Raw genomic sequence first — 547 nt, forward strand, 5'->3', positions numbered from 1 at the left:
TTCAGTACCATTTTTATTAGTTCTTATGATGCTAACTATATTCTTAGCTTTTAGAGCAAATGGAATTTCAGTTGATGATAATATGAAATCTACTATGACATTTGCAGGTGGAGTTTCTCTGTCAATGAGTATAATAATAGTTGGTGCAATTGTATCTCCTGATATAAGTCGTTGGGCTAAAAGTAGAAGAGACTGTGCTCTTTCAAGCTTTTTAGGAATACAATTTGGAAATGCTTTTATGATAATAGTTTCGATAGTATTAGTAAAATGTATGGGAACTTCAGATATTATGAGAATTTTTATTACATTAGGGATTGCTATACCAGGTATAATAGTACTTACATTAGCTCAATGGACTACAAATACAAGTAATGTATATTCAGCATCATTAAGTATAGCTCTTGTACTTAAGAAGGCTCCTGAGAAAGTATAAACTATAGTCCTTGGTATTATAGCAACATTATTGGCTGTATTTGGAATATATGAAGGTTTTATAGGATTTTTAAATTTACTTGGAATTGTAATTGCACCTGTTGGTGGTGTATAT

General features: G+C 30.5%; 1 protein-coding gene. It reads left to right on the plus strand.

Annotated features, from left to right (window positions below; translation table 11 throughout):
- Window positions 1-433: hypothetical protein (locus K0039_RS20415; protein WP_331476803.1), on the plus strand; the 433-nt coding region annotated here is incomplete at its 5' end.
- Between the last annotated feature and the right edge of the window lie 114 nt (window positions 434-547).

This window comes from Terrisporobacter mayombei, assembly GCF_020748465.1.
Taxonomy (GTDB): domain Bacteria; phylum Bacillota; class Clostridia; order Peptostreptococcales; family Peptostreptococcaceae; genus Terrisporobacter; species Terrisporobacter mayombei.